This is a genomic window from Sorangiineae bacterium MSr12523 (genome assembly GCA_037157775.1).
Classification (GTDB): domain Bacteria; phylum Myxococcota_A; class Polyangia; order Polyangiales; family Polyangiaceae; genus Pendulispora; species Pendulispora brunnea.
Genome location: CP089982.1, coordinates 10,996,227 through 11,013,787, shown reverse-complemented (window position 1 = coordinate 11,013,787; position 17,561 = coordinate 10,996,227). Strand labels below are relative to the sequence as shown.

18 protein-coding genes are annotated in these 17,561 nt (G+C 63.5%); 11 read left to right on the top strand and 7 right to left on the bottom strand.

The window, feature by feature from the left end:
• Positions 1–30: 30 nt before the first annotated feature.
• Positions 31–1,386: an argininosuccinate synthase gene (gene argG, locus LZC95_43475; GenBank protein ID WXA93302.1), complete on the bottom strand. Its 1,356-nt coding sequence runs from the start codon at positions 1,384–1,386 to the stop codon at positions 31–33.
• Positions 1,387–1,553: 167 nt separating this feature from the next.
• On the opposite strand from argG, the gene LZC95_43470 reads away from it, so the two are divergent.
• The 3 genes from LZC95_43470 (at position 1,554) to LZC95_43460 (ending at position 3,870) form a co-directional block, all read left to right on the top strand.
• Positions 1,554–2,264 carry a queuosine precursor transporter gene (locus LZC95_43470; protein ID WXA93301.1) on the top strand — a complete coding sequence of 237 codons (711 nt, stop codon included), beginning with the start codon at positions 1,554–1,556 and terminating at the stop codon, positions 2,262–2,264.
• A 175-nt stretch (positions 2,265–2,439) separates the two neighbouring features.
• Positions 2,440–3,471: a hypothetical protein gene (locus LZC95_43465; GenBank protein ID WXA93300.1), complete on the top strand. Its 1,032-nt coding sequence runs from the start codon at positions 2,440–2,442 to the stop codon at positions 3,469–3,471.
• A 186-nt stretch (positions 3,472–3,657) separates the two neighbouring features.
• Positions 3,658–3,870, top strand: a complete 213-nt coding sequence (locus LZC95_43460; protein ID WXA93299.1) for a hypothetical protein — start codon at positions 3,658–3,660, stop codon at positions 3,868–3,870.
• A gap of 304 nt (positions 3,871–4,174) precedes the next feature.
• On the opposite strand, the gene LZC95_43455 is transcribed toward LZC95_43460, so the two are convergent.
• Complete coding sequence (locus LZC95_43455; GenBank protein WXA93298.1) at positions 4,175–5,500, bottom strand: MFS transporter; 1,326 nt, start codon at positions 5,498–5,500, stop codon at positions 4,175–4,177.
• A 22-nt stretch (positions 5,501–5,522) separates the two neighbouring features.
• Positions 5,523–6,149 (bottom strand): DUF1826 domain-containing protein, encoded by a 627-nt coding sequence (locus tag LZC95_43450; protein WXA93297.1) that lies wholly within the window; start codon positions 6,147–6,149, stop codon positions 5,523–5,525.
• A gap of 256 nt (positions 6,150–6,405) precedes the next feature.
• Between LZC95_43450 and LZC95_43445 the strand changes: the two genes are divergently transcribed.
• Both LZC95_43445 and LZC95_43440 read left to right on the top strand, forming a co-directional pair.
• Positions 6,406–6,930 (top strand): sigma-70 family RNA polymerase sigma factor, encoded by a 525-nt coding sequence (locus LZC95_43445; GenBank protein ID WXA93296.1) that lies wholly within the window; start codon positions 6,406–6,408, stop codon positions 6,928–6,930.
• 2 nt (positions 6,931–6,932) lie between these two features.
• On the top strand, positions 6,933–7,694 hold the full coding sequence (locus tag LZC95_43440; GenBank protein WXA93295.1) for an anti-sigma factor: 762 nt from the start codon (positions 6,933–6,935) through the stop codon (positions 7,692–7,694).
• Between the two features lie 11 nt (positions 7,695–7,705).
• On the opposite strand, the gene LZC95_43435 is transcribed toward LZC95_43440, so the two are convergent.
• Genes LZC95_43435 through LZC95_43420 form a run of 4 tightly spaced genes read right to left on the bottom strand, consistent with a single transcriptional unit; the run spans position 7,706 to position 11,135 of the window.
• A complete protein-coding gene (locus LZC95_43435; protein ID WXA93294.1) occupies positions 7,706–8,749 on the bottom strand; it encodes an ABC transporter substrate-binding protein in 1,044 nt (347 codons plus the stop codon).
• Between the two features lie 33 nt (positions 8,750–8,782).
• The gene (locus LZC95_43430) at positions 8,783–9,553 is read right to left on the bottom strand and encodes an ABC transporter permease (protein ID WXA93293.1); all 771 of its coding nucleotides are present in this window, start codon (positions 9,551–9,553) and stop codon (positions 8,783–8,785) included.
• On the bottom strand, positions 9,550–10,344 hold the full coding sequence (locus LZC95_43425; GenBank protein WXA93292.1) for an ABC transporter ATP-binding protein: 795 nt from the start codon (positions 10,342–10,344) through the stop codon (positions 9,550–9,552). The genes LZC95_43430 and LZC95_43425 overlap by 4 nt, the downstream gene beginning before the upstream one ends.
• Positions 10,341–11,135 carry an ABC transporter permease gene (locus LZC95_43420; protein WXA93291.1) on the bottom strand — a complete coding sequence of 265 codons (795 nt, stop codon included), beginning with the start codon at positions 11,133–11,135 and terminating at the stop codon, positions 10,341–10,343. Before LZC95_43420 ends, LZC95_43425 begins: the two co-directional genes overlap by 4 nt.
• 243 nt (positions 11,136–11,378) lie before the next feature.
• On the opposite strand from LZC95_43420, the gene LZC95_43415 reads away from it, so the two are divergent.
• From LZC95_43415 to LZC95_43390, 6 genes are all read left to right on the top strand, one after another.
• Positions 11,379–12,809, top strand: a complete 1,431-nt coding sequence (locus LZC95_43415; protein WXA93290.1) for a BMP family ABC transporter substrate-binding protein — start codon at positions 11,379–11,381, stop codon at positions 12,807–12,809.
• A 66-nt stretch (positions 12,810–12,875) separates the two neighbouring features.
• Complete coding sequence (locus LZC95_43410; protein WXA93289.1) at positions 12,876–14,258, top strand: FAD-dependent oxidoreductase; 1,383 nt, start codon at positions 12,876–12,878, stop codon at positions 14,256–14,258.
• A gap of 6 nt (positions 14,259–14,264) precedes the next feature.
• Complete coding sequence (preA, locus tag LZC95_43405; GenBank protein WXA93288.1) at positions 14,265–15,623, top strand: NAD-dependent dihydropyrimidine dehydrogenase subunit PreA; 1,359 nt, start codon at positions 14,265–14,267, stop codon at positions 15,621–15,623.
• Between the two features lie 23 nt (positions 15,624–15,646).
• Positions 15,647–16,936 carry a S41 family peptidase gene (locus tag LZC95_43400; protein WXA93287.1) on the top strand — a complete coding sequence of 430 codons (1,290 nt, stop codon included), beginning with the start codon at positions 15,647–15,649 and terminating at the stop codon, positions 16,934–16,936.
• Positions 16,933–17,115 (top strand): hypothetical protein, encoded by a 183-nt coding sequence (locus LZC95_43395; protein ID WXA93286.1) that lies wholly within the window; start codon positions 16,933–16,935, stop codon positions 17,113–17,115. The genes LZC95_43400 and LZC95_43395 overlap by 4 nt, the downstream gene beginning before the upstream one ends.
• 98 nt (positions 17,116–17,213) lie before the next feature.
• Positions 17,214–17,525, top strand: coding sequence for a hypothetical protein (locus LZC95_43390; GenBank protein WXA93285.1), 312 nt, complete (start codon positions 17,214–17,216; stop codon positions 17,523–17,525).
• Positions 17,526–17,561: the final 36 nt, after the last annotated feature.

Here is a 17,561-nt window from a genome sequence, read left to right as displayed (position 1 = left end):
CGGGAGCTCGCTCGAATCGTTGGCGGAGTGTTACTTCGTCTCGTCCGTGCCACCGCCCAGCAGCGCGATCACCTTGTCCCCCTCACCGGCCGAGAGCCCGTGGGTCGCATTCATCCACTGCAGAAGGAGCGCGCGGTTGTCGCCCACGTTGAGGTTCTGCATCTCGAGGGCGCCGATGCGATCCTCCGGCGTGAACGCCGGGTCCGCGACCTTCTCCATCGAGAGCTTGTCCGGATCGTAGGACATGTGCGGCGCCTGCGTGGCCAGCAAGGTGTAGTCGTCGCCGCGGCGCAGTTCGAGGGTGACCTTCCCGGTGACGGTCGGCGAAACCCAGCGCGTGAGCGCGTCCTTCAGCATCATCGCCTCCGGATCGAACCACTTGCCCTCGTAAAGCAGACGCCCGAGGCGCCGGCCCAAGGTCATGTAGAGATCCGTGGTCGACTCATTGTGAATCGCCGAGAAAAGCCGCTCGTAGGCGATGTGCAGCAGCGCCATGCCCGGCGCCTCGTAGATGCCGCGGCTCTTGGCGTCGATGACGCGGTTTTCGATCTGGTCGCTCATGCCCAGACCGTGCCGGCCGCCGATTTGGTTGCACAATGCAAAGAGCTCGAACGACGACGAGAACCGGTCGCCGTTGATGGCCGAGGGCCAACCCGCCTCGAACTCGACGGTGACCTTCTCCGCCTCGATGGCGACGTCCTTCTTCCAGTGGGCGACGCCCATGATGGGCTCCACGATGTTCATGCCCACGTCGAGCCGTTCGAGATCCTTCGCCTCGTGCGTGGCGCCGAGCACGTTGGAGTCGGTCGAATACGCCTTTTCGGTCCCCATCTTGTAGGGGAGCTTCAGCGAGATGAGGTACTCGCTCATTTCCGTGCGGCCGCCGAAGGCCGAGACGAACGCCGGATCGAGCCACGGCTTGTAGATGCGCAGCTCGGGGTTCACGAGGATGCCGTACCGGTAGAACCGCTGGATGTCGTTGCCCTTGTGGGTGCTGCCGTCGCCGAAGACGTTGACCCCGTCCTCGCGCATGGCCCGCACGATGGCCGTGGTGGTGACGGCCCGGCCGAGCGGCGTGGTGTTGAAGTATTTCTTGCCGCCCGAGGACAGGTGGAAGGCGCCGCATTGGATGGCGATGAGCCCTTCGCGCACCATCGACTCGCGGCAGTCGATCAACTTGGCCGCGCGTGCGCCGTGTTCCGTGGCGATGGGCGGGATATCCGCACAGTTCTTCTCGTCCGGTTGGGCGAGGTCCGCGGTGTACGCGAACACGTCGAGCCCTTGGCGCGACATCCACGCGACGGCGGCGCGCGTGTCCAATCCGCCCGAGAATGCGAGGCCAATTCGGGTTCCAGCGGGGGGCAGCGATCGATAGATGCGGCTCATGGTGGGCCCTGTTTACATCATTTTGGGCGGGCTGACGCGGCTCATCCTGGTCGTGCTCGGCATCGCATTCAGGCACCTACATAAGCCCGCGTTCGAGGCCCGTGCTCGCTTCAGCTTCTTCTTGACCCCCGGCCGCGGGTGGGCTGGAAAACCTCCCGACATTGGCCATGCGCAGCCCCACACCCCGCAGCTACCGCTACTACGAGTTCGTGATGGTCGCTTTCGTGATCATCCTCGTGTGTTCGAACCTCATTGGCCCGGCCAAGATTGCGCAGGTCGATGCGCCCATTCTAGGAACGCTTACCTTCAGTGCCGGCGCGCTGTTCTTTCCTGTTTCCTATGTCTTCGGGGACGTGCTCACGGAGGTGTACGGTTTTGCGCGATCGCGGCGCGTCATCTGGGCGGGGTTCGCCGGGCTTGCCTTTGCGTCATTCATGGCCTTCGTGATCGTGAAGTTGCCGCCGGCGCCGTTCTGGAAGAACCAAGACGCCTACGAGATTGCCTTTGGCTCGACTTGGCGTACCGCGTCTTCGTCGCTGGTGGCGTATTGGTGTGGGGAATTCGTCAATTCGTACGTTCTTGCCAAATTGAAGATTCGGACAGGGGGCAAACACCTCTGGATGCGCACCATCGGCTCCACCCTTTGCGGCGAGGCGGTCGACTCCCTCCTCTTTTATCCATTGGCTTTTTACGGAAGCGGTGTCATCCCCGACGACAAATTGCCGATGATCATGGCCGTGCAATTCCTGCTGAAAGTGGGGGTCGAAGTGGTGTTTACCCCATTGACCTACCGGATCGTGGCCTGGCTCAAACGCGCCGAGGACGAGGACTATTACGATCGGGCCACGGACTTCACTCCGTTCTCACTGAAAGCCTGAACGCGCGACGAGGCCGGGGCGTCCGCGGATAGCGCAGTGACCACTGGCGCATCTTGCGCGGCGTCGGCGCGGTCCTTACCCATTTAAAATTGTGTTTTTTCGGCTTCGTCGGGATAAGCTTCACCTGTCACTTTCCGCGCAATTCAAAAGAAGTATCTTCGGAGGGGTAGCCGCGATGCCCGAACGCCAGCGCGTGACACACGACAAGCGACGCTTCTCCTCGGGATCGAGCCTCGTTTCCTTGGTGCTGGCCACGCTGGCCATCGCGGGCTGCGTGAAGCACGCCCCCGCGGCAGGGCCCCCGGCGACGGCGGCGGGGGCTTCGGAGATCGATCTGGAGACCTCGCGCACTCTCTTTGCCGATGCCATCAAGGACGAAGAAGCCCAAAACTGGGCGGGCGCACGCGAGAAGCTTCAGCGCGCCGGCGCGATCAAGATGACCCCGAGCATCCGCTTTCACATCGCCCTTTGTGAAGAGCAGCTCAAATATCCGTGCGAGGCTCTCAACGACTACATCGCCGCGGTGAACCAGGCCCGCGACAATGAAGATAGCGAAGTGCTTCTCGCCTCGATCGATGGCCTCGGGCGGCTGGCCAGCCGGCTGCAAGTGCTGAAGACGTTCTCGCCGACGGCCGCGGGCCATATCGGTGTGCAGTGCCAGCCGCACGGCGACGATACGATGGAGAAGCTCCGTGCGGAGGCCGAGGCTCGTCAGGAAGAGGGCGTGAAGCGCCACACCGTGGGGGACGTGGCCGGCGCATGGCTCGCGTTCAAACAGGCGTATACGATTTATCCGAGCCCAAAGATTCTATGGAATCTGGCCTTATCCGAATTGGATACGGGAAGAAACCTCGACGCCGCCCGCCACCTGCACACCTACGCCGCGTTGAAAGACCCTTCGGTGACCCAGGAAAAGAAGAAGGTCGCGAGCAAGCGCCTCGCCGAAGCGCGCAAGAAGCTGGGAGGCATTCTCGTCGAGGCAGCCCAAGGCTCGAAGATCTCCGTCGACGAAGAGCCGTTGCCCCAAGGTTACGAAGACGGGGACCTCATCGAGCTCGATCCGGGCCATCACGTGGTGGTGGCCGAATTGGGAACCCTCCGCCAAGAGCGATCCATCAAGGTGAAACTGGGCAAGGTCACCAAGGTGGCAATGGACGATTTGACCAAGACGAAACCACCGGAACAGGCGAAGAGCGCGCTGAAGTAGGCGCCGGGCTAAATCGCGCGATGCCCCGACGGTTCCGAGGCCGTGCCGCTCGAAGCCGCGATACGCATGCAATGCCTGCGGGCCCGCGACCGCACCGCCGCCATTCGCGATGTCGGACCGAGCAACAGAATTGATGCTTCGTATGTTGCTCATGTTACGATGGGTAGGATGAAAACCGCTCGAACGATGGTACGCCTGACGCCCGAAGTGCGCGCCCGTGTGAAGCGATTGGCTACGAGTGCCAAGAGCACCGAGGCCACGATCCTTCGTGAACTCGTCGAGGAGGCTCTCGAGGTCCGCGAGCGCAGGCGCATCGAGGAAATGGTGGCCGCGATGACCGACAAGGATCGCGCCCTGGACCGCCGAATCCTCTCTCTTTGGGAAAAGGCGCATGGCTAAACGCGGCGACGTCCTCGTTTCGACACGTCCGATTGGTTTCGTCAAAGGCAAGCGCGAACGATTCCTCGTGCTTCAATCGAGCATTCTCGCCCAAGCGGAAACCGTGATCGTTTGCCCGCTCATCGAGCAGGCGCACCCTCTCGCGATCCCCGTCGACGACGAATTTGCAATGGTGCATCTGCTCAGAGCCGTGCCGTGGGACCGGTTCGATCCAAAACCAGCGGGCACCGTACCGCGTTCGACCCTCCTCGAAATCAGTCGACGTTTGCGCGCTTATCTTCCATAGGTCCGGAACGGTGGATTGCTAAATATGCTCCAGGGCGCGGCCGGTGGTGCGGGGGCCGAGTACGGTGATGTTCAACGCGTTGAGCGCGATGACCGAGGCGACCACCACGAAGAGAACGGCGGGACCGTGTGCGTCCAAGATGGGGACGAGGACGAAGGGCATGGCCGCGCTGGAGATTCGCGACAGGGCGTAGGTGGACCCGCAGGCCGCGCCGCGAAGCTTGGTGGGGAAAATTTCGGCCTGGTAGATGTGGTAGCCGTTGGAAAAGACGTTGCTCGTCGTGGTGTAGAGAAATCCTAGAACGAGCACCCAGGCGGTGGACGCCGCAGTGCCAAAGGCAATACCGAAAATGGCCATCAAGGTGAGGGCGCCCGCGACCACGTATTTGCGTTCGAAGCGCTCGATGATGGGAAGAGAAATCACGGAGCCAATGGGATATCCAAGAAACGTGACGGCGCTGAACTGCAGCGACTTCATGGGATATCCCTTCGCCGTGAGCACCAGCGGTACGAGCGTGCCGAATCCATAATAGGCAAACGGCTGCAGCAATTGAAACATCGTCATCATACCCAGACGGCGGCGCCACGGCGGCACCAAAAGATCGCGCAGCCGACCGATCTCCTCGGGCTTGGCACCGCGGCTCGCCTCCGGCTCGGGGAGCGCTCCCGTGGCCTCGGCCTCGATGCGTGCCACGAGCTCGCGCGCCTCGTCGTGCCGCCCCACCGATTCGAGCCAGCGCGGTGACTCGGGGAGGCGCCGCCGCAACGGATAGAGAATAATCGAACCCAGCGCGCCGAGGACGAACATCCACCGCCAACCGGCAATGCCCAATGGCGCGAGCGGCGTCAGGCCGTGCCCGAGAAAGCCGACGGCGGGCACGCCGAAGAAGGCCAACGTGTAGGCCCACGCCGTGTAGCGGCCTCGCTCCTTGGCCGGCAGCAGATCGCCCATGTACGCATCGGCGAGGGGAGGCTCTGCGCCGATGCCAATGCCGGCGAGAAAGCGCGTCACCAGGAGCATGACCGGCCCCGTGCTGAACGCCCCGGCCAAAGAAAACAGCGAATAGACCCAGAGGCCGAGCAAGAATGCACGCCGGCGTCCCACGCGATCGGCCAGGCGCCCGAGCGTGCTGGAGCCAATGGCCATGCCGAGAAAACCCGAGCCGAGAAGCCATGGGAGCCAGTCCTTGGGCATGTGGAAATCACGCACCAGCACCTGGCTGAGCACACCCGCGAGAAAGATTTCGTACACGTCGAAGAAGAGGCCGAGCCCGACGGCGAACGTGGCCATGCGGTGCGTCCGCGTGATGGGCAATCGATCCATGCGCGCGGCGACGTCGTTCATTGGCTGGAATGCCTACTACGCTTCAGGCCTCGTTGAACACGAGAACGATGCGGCGTGAACCGCGATGTTCGATGGGCGCCGACCGATGTACGGCGCCGTGGGCGGCGTTGCCGGGGAATTTCGCGCCCTTCAAGAGCAGCACCTGCCCCGGTTGCGTTCGTCGCACGCGCCGCGCATCGGGCACGATGGCGCGGTTGATCGTGGCGAGGTCGTCCCACGGTCGATCCATCGCCGAGCGGTTCACCGCGTGTTCGGGCACCCACTCGGTGCCTTGGCCCGCGTAGGTGCACAAGAGGCGCAGTCCGACGTAGTCCACGTGGAACTTGCCGCAGTTGTTCGTGGTGACCACCGCCAACGACGCACGCACCGCGCTCGTGTGCGTGAGCCCGACGAATCGCTCGAAGAGCAGCCGAATATCCTGCTGCAACTCCACACGCCGGGCGCCCTCGGGAAGCGGCGCGAGCAGCGGCTCCCATTGCGGCGCGCGCGCATCGAGAACCGTTTGCACCGAAAAGGGCTGCACGGACGCGATGTCCTGCAGCCAGGCTCGAAGCGGTTTCGAGAGGCTGCGCCGCCAAATCGCGACGTTGATTCCCGCGTCGAGGATCCCGTCGAGCCCATCAGGGGTCTCCACCATCGTGTAACTCACCGGCCGGACCTTAGCCGCACACCCGATTCTAATGCAACTTGATTGCATGTGTGCCGATGACGCGCCGCCTGGCGTTGTGGGGCAGGGGGCACATCTCGGGCTTTGCTTCAGGTGTCCAACTAGGGCCCATCCGTCGGGTGCTGCAAGCGGAGCGCGAGATCCAACGTCGCGATCTCGTCCGTGCCTCGGTACAGTGAGGAGGATCGGCGTCGCGGCGCGCGTGCAGGTGCCGTGATGATTGGGCGGCGGTGGATCCATGACAGACATCATGCTCCTGGTCGAGCCATTGATTCCTGCGTTGCGCCGCTATGCGCGGGCGCTGGTGCGCGATGCCGTGCTCGCGGACGATCTCGTGCAGGATTGCCTGGAGCGCACCATCGCCCATTGGCATGAACGGGGCGCCGACAGCGACACCCGAACGTGGGTATTCGCGATTCTGCACAACCTGGTGATCAGCCGCCTGCGCCAGAAGGTGCGACGCCCGGTGGATGACGACCTGGGTGAGTCAGCCATGACGCATGCCCCCGCAACGCACGAAAACCAATGGATCCATCGCGATTTGGTGCGTGCTCTCGCGGAGTTACCGGAAGAGCAACGCAGTGTGCTGCTTCTGGTTTCCGTCGAGGAGCTCTCGTACGCGGACGCGGCTCAAGTGTTGGGCATTCCTATCGGCACGGTGATGTCGCGCTTGTCGCGCGCACGCGATAAGTTGTTACGAAGTATGGAGGGCGACGCCGCGCCGCCCGTGGAGCACCCTTCGAATTTGCGGAGGATCAAATGAACGTGAGCCGTCCGATCACGGAAGAAGATCTTCAATCGTACGTCGACCAGGCGCTCGATCCGGTGAGGCGTGCCGAGGTGAACGAATACCTCGACCGTCATCCGGATATCGCGCAGCGCGTCGAGGGCTATTCGCATCAGCGCGACGCCTTGCGTGAAGCGTTCGCTCCCGTGGCCCAAGAACCGATTCCGCCCCGGCTCCATCTCGCGCGCTTGATGGAAGCGCGGCGGCGTTCGTACGCGGGCTCGTGGCGGCTCGCGGCGGTGTCCGTCTTTCTTCTCGCCTTGGGCGGTGCAGCAGGCTGGTCGCTGCACGACGCGGTGGTGCCGGGATCGGCGGGCGTCGCGTCGTTGGCGCGCGAGGCCGCCGAGAGCTACGCGGTCTACGAACCGGATCCCGTGCGCCCCGTCGAGATCCGCGCCGACGGCCGCGAGGAGCTCCTCGGCTGGGTGTCGCAGCGCCTGCAGCACCGCATCGCCGTGCCGGATCTCGCCAAAGCCGGGTATCGCTTCATGGGCGGCCGGCTCGTGGCCACGTCGCATGGGCCCGCGGGCCTCTTCATGTACGACGACGACCACGGCACGCGCCTGGTGATGCTCGTGCGGCCGATGGTCCTCGAGCAGGACAGCCCGATGTCGCAGCACACGGTGGGCGAGGTCAACGGCTTCGCGTGGGCCGACAAAGGTATGGGCTACAGCCTCGTCGGCCGCACGTCGGCGGGGGTTCTGCATCCGCTGGCCGATCAGATCCGCCGGCAGATCTAGAGCGCCCCGCGCTACTTCTTTTTCGCGAGCTCCCAGACCTCGTGGGTGAAGGCGCTGTCTTCGGCGGGCTTCTTGATGACCTTGAACTTCAAGGCAATGTCCGCGGTCTGCCGGAACGCCGCCTTGTCCATCAAGCCCGGCTCCGGGCCCGCCGGCGGACCCCACACCAGCTTGTTGACCTCGGCCATCATCCACGCCTGGTGATCCTTGCCGAGGGTGGGGCTTTGCTTCAGCACGACGTCGACGCACTCGCTCGCATTGTCGCGGCAGTGCGCCCAGCCTTTGAGCGACGCGCGCAGGAAGCGTGCGGCGATGTCCTTGTGTTTCGGATCCTTGGCCAGCCAATCCTCGCGGGCGAAAATCCCGTCTTCGAGCATGGCCGTGCCCTCTTGATTGAAGTCGATGACCACCAGGTCGTCGGGCTTTACGCCGGTGTCGAGCACCTGCTTGTATTCGTTGTAGGTCATCGCGGCGGCGGCCTCGACCTGCTTCGTGACCAGCAGGTTCATATCGAACGGCTGCTGCACCAACGTCACGTCCTTGTTGCGGTCGACGCCGTACTTGTCCAAGGTCGCGAGCAACTCGAACTCGTTGCCGCCGAACCACACGGCCACCTTCTTGCCCTTCAAGTCGGCGGCCGTCTTGATGCCCGACGTCTTGAAGGCCACCTCGCGCATGCCACTGTGTTGAAACACTTGGGCAATGTTCACGAGCGGCGTGCCCTGCTCGCGCGCGGAAAGAAGGCTGGGGAGCCAATCGATTCCGAACTCCGCGCCGCCGCCGGCGACGACTTGCTCGGGGACGATGTCCGGGCCGCCCGGAAGGATGGATACGTCGAGCTTTTCCTCCATATAGAAGCCCTTGGCTTTGGCCGCGTAATATCCAGCGAATTGGGCCTGGGTCATCCACTTGAGCTGCAGGCGAACCTTGTCACCTTTGTCGACCGCGCTGCTGCTCTCACCGGTCGCCTTGTCCTGTTTGGAACATCCGGCGGCCGACAAGGCCATCGCGCCAAACGCGACCGATGCAGCCAACAAAATGGATCCTCGACTCATAGCGTACTCCCTCCGGTATTTTCGCCTGCGACGTTAGTTCCGCCGGAACGTGACGTGCCACGGTACGACTAGTCGCTCCAGCAATGCCATCGATAAGTAAAAGGCTATCCCCAATGCGCACGCCACGAAGATGGCGGCCCATGCTTCTCGGGTGTGAAACAGGCTCGCTTGGCTCTTGATGTACACACCGAGCGACGCGGCGCGTCCGCCGAAGTATTCGCTTACCACCGCGCCGATCATCGACAGCGTGGTGCACACTTTGAAGGCCGTGAAAATGTACGGCAAGCTCGCGGGAAGTCGCAATTTCAGGAAGATTTCCACGTCCGACGCGGCATAACTACGCATCAGCTCGACGGACGATGCCGAGGGGCTCAAAAAGCCACGCAACGCCGAGATGAACGTTGGAAAGAACGTCATCATGGTGACGATGGCGACCTTGGACCCTTGATCCACGCCGAACCAGACGATGGCCAGCGGTGCGAGTGCAATCACCGGCACTGCGCTGGTGGCAATCGCATAGGGCAGCACGATTTCCGACGCGGCGGGCCATCGGCTCGCGACGGCGGCGGCCAGCACACCGAGCCCGCACCCGAGGGCAAATCCCATCAGGGCTTCTTGAAACGTGAAAAGCCCTGCCTCGACGAGCAAAGGATAATGCTCCGTCAAGGTCTCCACGATGACGTGCGGCGCCGGCAAAAGATAAAACTGGATGTGCAGCGCCCACACCAGCACCTCCCACGCGGCGATGGCCAATACGAACATGAATGCCGCGGGGAGGTACTCCCGCATCCAGTTGCTCTTCATGCTCCTGCCCCTACGGCAAGCGGTTCGTCCTCGCGCAACGCCTGGCGCACTTGCTTCACCAGCTCCAAAAAGCGCGGCTGATCGCGCATTTCGCCGGTGCGCGGGCGCGGCAGACCGATGTCGACGATGGTCTCGATCTTCCCGGGGCGCGGGGACATGACCACCACGCGGCTGCTCAGGAACACGGCCTCCTGGATGCTGTGAGTGACGAACACCACGGTCGACTTTTCCTGGCTTTGCCAGAGATTCAAAAGCTCGTTGTTCAAGCGCTCGCGCGTGAGCTCGTCCAAGGCGCCGAAGGGCTCGTCCATCATCAAAATGGGCGGGTGGAACACGAGTGCCCGCGCGATGGCCACGCGCTGCTGCATGCCGCCGGACAGCTGCCACGGGTGGTGGTTCTCGAAGGCGCCGAGCCCCACGAGCCGCAACATCGCCCGCGCCTTTTCCTTCGCTTCGGCGGCGGGCACGCCCATGATCTCGAGCGGCAAAAGCACGTTGCGCAAAACCGTTCGCCACTCGTAGAGCACCGGCGATTGGAACACCATGCCGAACTCGCGATCGAGCCGGGCCTGGCGCGGGGACTTGCCATTGATGCGAATCGTTCCGTGCGTGGGCTGATGCAGATCGGCAATGAGCCGCAGCAAGGTCGATTTGCCGCATCCCGAGGGGCCAATCAGGGAGATGAATTCGCCCGGGGCAATCTTCAAGGTCGCATCGACCAAGGCGCGAACCTGGCTTTTGCCACTGCCATACAATTTGCTGACGCCATCGACTTCGATCACGAAACTCATACCGTGGCCTCACCCTCGGAAGCATCGGAAGAAAGGGGCTTCCACGTGACAATCAGGCGCTCCGCCAAGGCGACGAGCGCGTAAAAGGCAATACCAATCAAAGCCGAAATCAAGATCGCGCTCCACAGGTTGGCCGGGCGCCAGTTGTAATATTGGGCGGCGTTGATGATGACCACGCCCATGCCGTATTGGCTTCCCACGGGCAACTCGCCCACGACCGCGCCGATGACGCTGGCCGTCGCCGAGATGCGCAGGGCGGTGAACAGGTACGGCAAGCACGCGGGCAGGCGCAGTTTGAAAAAGATCTGCGCCGGGGTGGCCGCGTACGATTCCATGAGGGCGACGGCATCGCGCTCGACCGACTTGAGCCCGCGCAGCACGTGGATGGTTACGGGGAAGAACGTCAAATACGCTGCGATGACCGCCTTGCTGACCCACGAGGTACCCAGCCACACGACGACCATCGGCGCGATGGCCAAGATGGGGACCGTTTGCGAGGCGATGACGTAGGGAAGTAGCCCCCGCTCGACGAGCGACGAGCGCGCAAAGGCCAGGGCCAAGCCGAATCCCGCCACCCCGCCGAGCACGAAGCCAATGGCCGCCTCCCCCGCGGTCACCCCCGCGTTCTCCAGCATGATGCTGAGCATCCACTGCCCATCCCCGCTCTCGCGAAAGAACTCGGCGAAGATCTGATGAATGTGGGGCAGCTTGTGGACGGGGATATCGAACAGAGCCTTTGCCGCCTCCCAAAATGCGGCGAGAGCTATCACCACACCGACGGAGATGAGCATACGCGTGCTCCTTTCTCGCCGGTTCGGCATCGTCCCCATCGGAACGTGCGTCATTTGACTCAAGTCCTTCATGCGGGGGTGAGCTTATGTCCAAGCCCAGGCGGTTGGGGTGGTAATTTCACATCGATCTTCGAAGGCCGGACCGAGGGGTGGGGACGCCACAGCAGTGATGACACCTGAAGGGGTCCGTGGAACAATTGCCTCATCTTTGGTTGGCTTATCCAAAGGAAGGGGTACCGGACAATGAGGGTAGGTTGGCACGTTGCGAGGGCGGGCCTCGTGATCCTTCTCGGCAGCACCATGCTGAATGCCGGAGGGTGCTCGCTCGTCGTCGAGAAAGAAATCGAAGGAAAGGGGTTTGGGAGTACCTGCACCTCGAACGGCGACTGCCACGCCGGCGTGTGCGAGCAAAATCTCTGCACCGCGAAATGCACGGGCGACGCGGATTGTCCCTCGCCCACGAAGTGCGTCCAGAAAACGGGTTATTGCGCCTCCCCACTCCACGCCGGTTTCATGTACGTCGGCGTTTTGGAGGATCAGGGTTGGAGCTACATGCAAGACCAGGGACGCAAAGCCGCGCAGGATGCACTTCCCTACCTGACGACGGACTTCGCGCTGAACGTCATCACCGACGATGACGTCAACCGGACCGCGCGCGAAATGATCGCGAAGGGGGCCAATGTCATCTTGCAGACGTCGCAGGGTGGCACCGCCCCCATGGGGAAGTTGGCCCAAGAGTTCCCCGGAGTGACATTTTTGCAGCTTTACAATCGAACCGTGTCCCCGCCCAACCTGGGGTCGTATTGGGTCAAGCTGCAACAATCGTGGTACATCGCAGGCTACGTCGCGGCGAAGAAGTCCAAGACGAACCGCATTGCCTGGATTGGCGGATACGTCTCCCCGCAGGGTGTGGTGCGTGCCAATGGATTCATTCGCGGCGCGCGCAGGGCCAACCCCAACATCAAAGTCGACATTCGCTGGGTCGGTTTCTGGTTCGACCCGAGCATCAATCCACCGAAGTACCGTGAGATCTTGTTGACCGAGCAAGCCCTCGACGCCGGCGCCGACGTCGTGATCGGCAACATCGACAACGAGCGACCGTACGATGTGGTGAAGCAAAGGCGCGAGCAGAACAAGGACGTGTGGTCCATCGAGACCAACAACCCCGCCTCCTGCGAGAAATACAAAGACTCGTGTCTCGGCGTGGCCTGGCTCAATTGGGCACCGATCTACATCGACCAACTGGACCAGATTCACCGCAAGACGTGGACCCCGAGCTACGTGCACCGCGGCATGGCGGCGGACAAGACCCAGAGCCCGGTGGGATTCACGCCTTCGGATCAGAACCTGACGGACACGAACATTCGGCTCGAAATTGCCAACATGATGTCCGACTTTGCAAAAGACCCGGAGGCGCCGCTTCGCGGTCCTTACAACATCTCCGGTGCCCAGCGCGAGCCTGTCGGGGACGGCGAAGTCATCTCCGAGGACGAGCTCTTGAAAATGTGCTGGTTCCCCGAGGGGGCCATCGAAAAGAGGAATCCCGACGACCCGACGTCCGAGGACATACCCGCCACCGTGCCCGTGGGCGACAAGACATTCTTGAAAAAGCAGTACCTGAGTGCTGCGAACCAAGGCCTGGCCGATCCGCCCGACTGTCGAAAGAACCTTTGACGACAGCGGCTTGACCGATTCGTTGCGACGGTGAGAGAGTCTCTCTTTTGGACGGAGTAGAAATACGTGAATTCCGTTTTCGAAGAAGTGAATCATTCCACCGTCGCCGCCGTGGAAAATTCGAATGGGGGTCCGGCGAAAGAGGGGGCGAGGGTTCCCAAGCTTCCCAAGAACCGAGTCGAGCTCGAATTGCTCGACAAAAAGCCCACGCTGACGCCCGCCGAGGCCAAAGCTGAAGCGGACCGGTGTCTCTATTGCCAAGATGCGCCATGCATCAAAGCGTGTCCCACCGAGATCGACATCCCGACCTTCATCAAGAAGATCGCGAGCGACAACGTCCGGGGAAGCGCCAAGACGATATTCGAGCAAAACCTGCTTGGATATTCGTGCTCGCGCGTATGCCCGGTGGAAGTGTTGTGCGTTGGCTCATGCGTATACAATGCATGGCACCGCGAGCCGATCGCCATTGGCCGTTTGCAGCGTTATGCGACGGAGATGGCCACGGCCGTAGGGAAGCCGCCGCTGTTCTCGCCGAAGCCTCGTTCGGGGCGCAAGGTGGCGCTCATTGGCGCGGGGCCCGCGTCGCTTTCCTGCGCAGGGTACCTCGCGTTGGAAGGGCACCAGGCGGTGATCTTCGAAAAGCGCGCGTTCGCGGGCGGGCTCAATACGACGGGCATCGCGCCGTACAAGCTTCACGCGGAGGACTCGCTGCACGAGGTCGAATGGCTCGAGCAGCTGGGGGTCGAGGTGCGCACCGGCGTGGAAGTCGGCAAAGACGTCCGCGGTGAGGATCTGCTGAAAGACTTCGATGCGGTCTACATCGGCGTCGGCCTGGGGGAGGACACCAAGCTGCGCATTCCGGGCGAGGACGGGCCGGGTGTGTTCGGCGCTACCGCATGGATCGAGGCGATGAAGCTCGCCGCCGTCGGCGCGACGAAGCTTGGGCGCGTGTTGGTCATCGGCGGCGGAAACACCGCGTTGGACGTGGCGCGTGAGTGCGCATTGCTCGGCGCGGCCGAGGTTTCCATGGTGTACCGGCGCGACGTCGCCTCGATGAGCGGCTACGCGCACGAGCTCGAGGGGGCGCGCAAGGAAGGCGTGCGCCTCGTCACGAATGCGACGCCGGTCGCGTTCGAGCGCGATGCGTCGGGGCGGCTCACCGGATTGAAAGTGCGGCTTGCCGCGAATGGGTCCGCGGAAACCGTGCTTGCCTGCGACATGGTCGCGTTGGCCATTGGGCAGTCGAAAATGCACGCCATTGCCTCGGAGTTCCCCGGCGTCGCGCTCGATGCCAAAGGGTGCATCGTGGCCGACCCGACGAACGGGGCCACCGGCCATGCGAAGGTGTTCAGCGGCGGCGACTGCATCAACGGCGGCAAAGAAGTCGTCAATGCGGTGGCCGACGGTCGAAACACCGCGCGCTACCTCGACCAATTGTGGAGCTCGTAGCAAGCCATGGCTGATTTGAGCATCGACTTCGCGGGCATCAAGAGCCCGAACCCGTTCTGGCTTGCGTCGGCACCGCCGGCGAACAGCGGCGAACAGATCATGCGCGCCTTCGATGCAGGGTGGGGCGGCGCGGTCTGGAAGACACTGGGAGATCCCATCGTGAACGTGTCCAGCCGCTTCGGCGCGCTCGATTACGGCGGGCAAAAAGTGATGGGCTTCACCAACATCGAGCTCATCTCGGATCGCCCGCTCGAGGACAACCTGCGCGAGGTGCGCGAGGTCAAAAAGCGCTACCCGAAGCACGCCGTCGTCGTCTCGGTGATGACGGAGACGCGCGACGACTGGCGCGTTCTCATCCGCCGCTGCGAGGACGCGGGCGCGGACGGCCTCGAGCTGAACTTCGGTTGTCCGCACGGCATGTGCGAACGCGGCATGGGCTCGTCCGTCGGGCAGGAGCCGCGGTTGCTCGAGGAGATCACCTCGTGGGCGAAGGAGTTCGCCAAGACGCCCGTGCTGGTGAAGCTCACGCCGAACGTGGGCGACATCCTCGAACCGGGGCGCGCGGGCGTGCGCGGAGGCGCCGACGGTCTGTCGCTGGTCAACACGTTCAAGAGCATCATCTCGGTCGATCTGGATCGCATGGTGCCCGAGCCGCGCGTCGGCATGGACTCGACCAACGGCGGCTATTGCGGCCCCGCGGTGAAGCCGATTGCGCTGCACATGGTGGCCTCGCTGGCGCGCGATCCGCGCATCGGCATTCCCTTGAGCGGCATCGGTGGCATCTCCAACTGGCGCGACGCCGCGGAGTTCATCGCCCTCGGCTGCACCAGCGTGCAAGTCTGCACGGCGGTGATGCACTACGGCTTCCGCATCGTCGAAGACATGATCGATGGCCTGAGCAACTACCTCGACGAGCGCGGCATGAAGAGCGTGAACGACCTTCGCGGTCGCGCCGTGCGCCAATTCCGCGAGTGGGGAGAGCTCGACCTCGGCTACCAACTCGTGGCGCGGATCGATTCGAACAAGTGCATCGGCTGCCAGCTCTGCGTCTCGGCATGCCACGACGGCGCGCACCAGTGCATCTTCACGGGGACCGAAGATCGAAAGCGCCCGCCGCACGCCCACGCCCCGCACGTGATGGCGAAGGCGCCGCAGCCGCAGGTCATCGGCGCGGTCGCGGGCACTCGCGTTCCCTGGGTCGACGAGCCGGAGTGCGTCGGCTGCAACCTGTGCGCCTTGGTCTGCCCCGTGCCGGAGTGCATCACCATGGAGCAAACGTCGGCCTCGGCCCTGAAGGGCGACACGTGGAACCGCCGCGTGCAGGAAGGTCGCAACAAGGTGCCGGGCGGTATTCACGAATTCTAGAGTTTCGTGATGTAAATCAGCGCATGAAGACGACGTGGGTGGCTGCGTTCGCGCTCGCGCTGACGACGTGTGGAGCGCCGAGTCCGGGGGGCGGGCCGGCGCTCGGCGGGCCGGCGGTGGTCTCCGACCCAACGCTCGACGAGATGGACGCGCTCGTTCGAAAGAAGTTCTACTCGGAGGCCGTCCTCGAGAAGGTGCAGTGGCCCAAGCTGGTGGCCGCGGCGCGCTCCAAACTGGGCAAGGTGCGCACGCCGGAGGAGCGGGTTTCCGTGCTGCAGGATCTCCTTGCGGGTCTGCACACGTCGCACACCGAGTACTTGCCGCGCACGGAGCCGAAGTACTGGGAGCTCGCCTCGATCTTCGAGGAGATTTTCGCAGAGGTTCCCGCGCAATGCCCGGAGAAGGAAAAGCGGCTGCCGTCGTTGCCCATCGCATGGCAGGACATCGGCGTCGCCTGGAAACGCATCGAGGGGCGCTGGTTCGTGGGCGGCGTCTTCGAGGGCGGGCCTGCCGCGAAGGCAGGGCTTCTGCTCGGCGATGAAGTCGTGGAGGCCGACGCGAAGCCGTTCGAGCCGGTGGCGGCGTTTGCACGGCGGCAGGACCAAACCGTGGAGCTCACGTACCGGCGCACGCGGGGCGGTGCACTGGCCAAGGTGCGCGTCGTGCCGCGGACGTCGCAGCCGGCGAAGTCGCTTCAAGAGGCGATGCGCGCGAGTGCACGCATCGTGGAGGGCAACGGCGCGCGCCTGGCGTACGTGCACGTGTGGTCCTGGACGGGCGACACGATGCAGCAGGAGCTCGAATCGGCCATTGCGAGGCTCAATAAGGAGAAGCCGTCGGGTTACATCTTGGATATCCGCGATGGGTGGGGCGGGGCCGCGCCGGACTACATGGATATCTTTCACAAGGACGTGCCGGTTCTCGTCTCGCGCAACCGCGAGGGGCAGGAATTTCGTGTCGACGCGAAAATCCGCGTGCCCGCGGTCGTTCTCATCAACGGGGGAAGCCGCAGCGGCAAAGAAACGATGGCCTATGGCATCAAGAAGCACGCGCTGGCAAAGCTCGTGGGCGAGCGGACGGCGGGCGCCATGGTGGCAGGAAGCGCGCACTGCATGCCCGATGGGGCGCTGCTCTACCTGGCCACAGCCTCGGTGCAGGTCGACGGTGAGGTCCTGGAAGGACGCGGCGTCGCGCCCGACGTCGAGGTTCCATTCGATATCCGCTACGCGGCAGGCCGCGATGCGCAACTCGATGCGGCGATGCGCGCGTTGAGTGCGCAAGCGACAACTTCGCTGCAGGGTGGGCCGAAATGAAGGATATGACGGATCGAAAAGAAGCCGTCGCGCGGCGGCTGGCGGAAGCCGCCCGCGAAGTGCTCACGACCGACGGGGCGGATCTGCGCGCCCTCCGATTCGCGCTCTCCCGCTGGGAAGAGTGCGAGCTCGTTTCGCTGGGCCGCGACGAGGTTCCGCCCTCCCACGCCCACGGTTGACGTCCACCCTCGGGAATCATCGGCGCTCGGCTTTTTGTGCGCAACGCGCCATCATCCGTGGTCGAAGGGTGACTCAGACCAAAGGAAGGTTCCCCACCATGGATGCGACCGCGAGCGACATCTCGCCCATCGAAGCCCGCTTCATGCACATGCTCTCGCAGATCTTCGAGGACGGCATCATCACGGACGACGAGCGTGTCGCCTTATGGACGGAGGTCGCCACCGGCGGTCTCGCCGCCTCCCAAGTCGACGGCCTGCTCCTTCATTTCCTGCAAGAACAATTCGCCGGCTTTGCCGCCGACGGCATCATCACCAACGAAGAACGCACCCGCCTGCGCCTCATGGTCGACGTCCTCGGCATCGCCGCCGTCCACCTCCCCGACGAAATCCGCCGCGCGCTTCACGGGTGAAGGCCTGATCGCGGACGCACAAAAGAAAGACACCGC

Bases quoted from the DNA above. Each gene is read 5' to 3' on its own strand.
- preA (WXA93288.1), top strand. From the start codon at position 14,265: ATGGCTGATTTGAGCATCGACTTCGCGGGCATCAAGAGCCCGAACCCG.
- LZC95_43445 (WXA93296.1), top strand. From the start codon at position 6,406: ATGACAGACATCATGCTCCTGGTCGAGCCATTGATTCCTGCGTTGCGC.
- LZC95_43395 (WXA93286.1), top strand. From the start codon at position 16,933: ATGAAGGATATGACGGATCGAAAAGAAGCCGTCGCGCGGCGGCTGGCG.
- argG (WXA93302.1), bottom strand. From the start codon at position 1,386: ATGAGCCGCATCTATCGATCGCTGCCCCCCGCTGGAACCCGAATTGGC.
- LZC95_43435 (WXA93294.1), bottom strand. From the start codon at position 8,749: ATGAGTCGAGGATCCATTTTGTTGGCTGCATCGGTCGCGTTTGGCGCG.
- LZC95_43420 (WXA93291.1), bottom strand. From the start codon at position 11,135: ATGCTCATCTCCGTCGGTGTGGTGATAGCTCTCGCCGCATTTTGGGAG.
- LZC95_43460 (WXA93299.1), top strand. From the start codon at position 3,658: ATGGTACGCCTGACGCCCGAAGTGCGCGCCCGTGTGAAGCGATTGGCT.
- LZC95_43415 (WXA93290.1), top strand. From the start codon at position 11,379: ATGAGGGTAGGTTGGCACGTTGCGAGGGCGGGCCTCGTGATCCTTCTC.
- LZC95_43390 (WXA93285.1), top strand. From the start codon at position 17,214: ATGGATGCGACCGCGAGCGACATCTCGCCCATCGAAGCCCGCTTCATG.
- LZC95_43400 (WXA93287.1), top strand. From the start codon at position 15,647: ATGAAGACGACGTGGGTGGCTGCGTTCGCGCTCGCGCTGACGACGTGT.
- LZC95_43465 (WXA93300.1), top strand. From the start codon at position 2,440: ATGCCCGAACGCCAGCGCGTGACACACGACAAGCGACGCTTCTCCTCG.
- LZC95_43470 (WXA93301.1), top strand. From the start codon at position 1,554: ATGCGCAGCCCCACACCCCGCAGCTACCGCTACTACGAGTTCGTGATG.
- LZC95_43455 (WXA93298.1), bottom strand. From the start codon at position 5,500: ATGAACGACGTCGCCGCGCGCATGGATCGATTGCCCATCACGCGGACG.
- LZC95_43430 (WXA93293.1), bottom strand. From the start codon at position 9,553: ATGAAGAGCAACTGGATGCGGGAGTACCTCCCCGCGGCATTCATGTTC.
- LZC95_43425 (WXA93292.1), bottom strand. From the start codon at position 10,344: ATGAGTTTCGTGATCGAAGTCGATGGCGTCAGCAAATTGTATGGCAGT.